General features: G+C 64.8%; 2 protein-coding genes and 1 pseudogene. 1 reads left to right on the plus strand and 2 read right to left on the minus strand.

Going from position 1 to position 2,582, the window contains the following annotated elements; genetic code table 11:
- Positions 1-246 (plus strand): annotated as a pseudogene (locus tag EOA24_RS33900) (phosphate ABC transporter substrate-binding protein); the annotation flags it as partial.
- Here the strand turns inward: EOA24_RS33900 and EOA24_RS33905 are convergent.
- On the minus strand, positions 214-1,554 hold the full coding sequence (locus tag EOA24_RS33905) for a Xaa-Pro peptidase family protein (protein ID WP_126082189.1): 1,341 nt from the start codon (positions 1,552-1,554) through the stop codon (positions 214-216). The pseudogene EOA24_RS33900 and the gene EOA24_RS33905 sit on opposite strands and share 33 nt — an antisense overlap.
- Before the next feature lie 17 nt (positions 1,555-1,571).
- Positions 1,572-2,582 (minus strand): glycosyltransferase family 39 protein (locus tag EOA24_RS42035; protein ID WP_189354460.1); only part of this gene is annotated, 1,011 nt, incomplete at its 5' end.

A 2,582-nucleotide genomic window follows, 5' to 3' on the forward strand; every position in this document is an offset into this window, starting at 1 on the left:
ATCATCGCCATCGCCGAGGGCAGGGCCGACATCGCGGCGATCGACTGCGGAAGCTGGGCGCTGGCGCAGCGCTTCGAGCCGGCCGCGCGGGGCGTCAAAGTCGTCGGCTGGACAGCGCGGCGCAAGGGCCTGCCCTATATCACCGCCAGGACCACCCCGGCCCCGATCATCGCCGCGATGCGGGAGGCCGTCGCGGCGATCGAAGGCGGCGCGTCAGAGCAGCCGTTCGTCCAGCTTGTAGGCTGACAGCTTCTCGTTGCCGGTCTCGGTGATCAGGATCTGTTCCTCGATCTTGACGCCTTCGTGCCCGCCAAGCCTGCCGATATAGCTTTCGACGCAAAGCACCATGCCGGGCTCCAGCACGCCGTCCGGCGTGTCGTCGGTCCAATCGCCGGCATGCGGCAGCGTCGGATATTCATCCGCCAGGCCGACGCCGTGATAGAGCACGCCGTAGCGCGTGGGGTAGCAATCGTCCGGCGGCACCGCCGAGCGCTCGGCGAGATCGCGGAAGGAGATGCCCGGCCGCATCAGATCCGTGTTATGGGCGATCTGATCGGCGGCGATGCGGAACAGATCCCGCTGCTCGTTCGAGGGTTGCCTGTCGCCGCAAAGCCATGTGCGCGAGAGATCGGCGCAGAAACCGTAGGGACCGATCAGGTCGGTGTCGAAGGCGACGAGGTCGCCATTCTCGATGACGCGCGAGGAGCATTCCTGGAACCAGGGATTGGTGCGCGGGCCGGACGACAGAAGCCGCGTCTCGATCCACTCGCCGCCGCGCGCGATGTTGCCGCGATGCAGCTCCGCCCACAATTCGTTCTCGGAAATACCAGGCTTCAATGCCGCTTCCATCTCGCCCATCGCCGCCTCGCAGGCGATGATCGAGCGCCGCATGGCGAGGATCTCGTCCGGCGATTTGATGAGGCGCGCATTCTCCATCACCGCCTCGCCATTGCCGATCGCAATGCCGCGGCGGGCGAGCTCCTCGACGCCTTCGGGGTTGATGTGGTCGACGGCGATGCGTCGATTGCCGCCGCCATGCTCGGCAACGAGTTCGGCGATGCCGCCGCCCCAGCGGCGGACCTTCTCATCGGTCAACTCGCCGCTGTAGAGATACATCCACGATACCGCCGGCCGCACCTCGTCGACGACGCCCGAATGGTCGGACAGGTGCTCGCAGGAGAAATAGTCGAACAGCACCACCGGGCCTTCGGTGGCGACGAAACAGTGGCGCGTCGGGTTGTGCGCGACCCAGAGCTGCATGTTGGTCGAATCCGTCGCGTAGCGGATGTTGACCGGATCGTAGAGCAGGGCGCCGGCATAGTCGCGGCGCTTCAGCTCGGCGCGGATGCGCTCGAGCCGGTAGCTCCGCATGGCAACCAGGTTTGGAGCGGCAGCGCCTGCAGCCGCCCATTCGGCCTCGGCTGTCGCGCCATAGCCCAGCACATGCTGGTTGAGCGAGGCCGCCTTGTCGCGCGAGGCCGCGCGCAGCGCATCGACCGAGCCGGGCTCGAAGGGCATGATCTTGCGATGGCGGCCGAAGCCCAGCTTGTCCATTCGTCCCTCTACACACCTTACGGCGCGATCTTCTTATGCAGTTTGGTGATCGTGACCTTGCGCGGCGGAAAGCCGAGCGCCTGCGGCACCTCGACAGTGCGGTGGACAGTGTCCATCGCATAGCCGGCTCTCGCCAACTCTTCGAAGACGTCCGAGGAGGATTCCCTGTCATCGGTCAGGACAAGCACCGCCGGCTCGCGGATCGACCGGGCGAAGTCCGGTGTCTCGTCATCGAGCGCGATGAGATCGGCGTCGACCAGGCGCAGATTGCCGACCCAGAACCAGCTCGACACCACGGTCTTGACCGGTCCGTCAGCGTTGATCTGCTCGTAAAGCGAACGGTAATCCATACGCACCACGCCTCCGCGGCTGTCGCCGCCGTGCAGATGCATGTACCAGCTCAGCGGCAGCACAAGGACGGCAAGAAGAGCACCCACGAAGACGATGGTGGCTTGCGTCTTGCGGCCCCTCTGGCCCATGGCGTCGAAGCGCATGGCAAGAGCCGCCGGCAGGAGGATAAAGATGGGCAGCATCCAGCGGTCGCGAAACTGAGTGATGCCGGCCGCCAGCACGACCGTCACCATGACCACAAGGCCAAGGACGATCGCTCGCCATAACAGTTTCTCCGGCCACCGCACCGGTTGAGGCGGTTCCGTCTGTTTTCTTGTCGCCAGGCCGTAGGCGACGGCAAAGATCGCCACTGGCAATCCAGCGAAATTGACGATCGCATTGGCCAATCTGCGGATGCCGAGAAGTGCCGTTTTCGCGATGCTGCCGCCTTTGGCGACGCCTAGGCCTCCCTGGTGCGAGAGCAGATCGTCCAAATGGGTGAGGCTCCAATAAAGCGTCGGCAGGCAGGCAAGGATCGCTACCGCCACGCTGATCAGGAAGCGACGGTCGAAGATCGCCTCACGCGTTTCGCGGACCGACAGAGATGCCAGGAACAGGGCGGCAAGGAAGATGATGATGTTGTATTTCGACAGCATCGCGGCCGCCGTCGCCAGGCCCAAAAACGCATAGGCAACGGC

This window comes from Mesorhizobium sp. M2A.F.Ca.ET.039.01.1.1 (assembly GCF_003998035.1).
Lineage (GTDB): Bacteria > Pseudomonadota > Alphaproteobacteria > Rhizobiales > Rhizobiaceae > Mesorhizobium.

What these genes read in the sequence shown, in the direction of transcription:
- EOA24_RS33905 (WP_126082189.1), bottom strand. Translation starts at nt 1,554, where the DNA reads ATGGACAAGCTGGGCTTCGGCCGCCATCGCAAGATCATGCCCTTCGAG.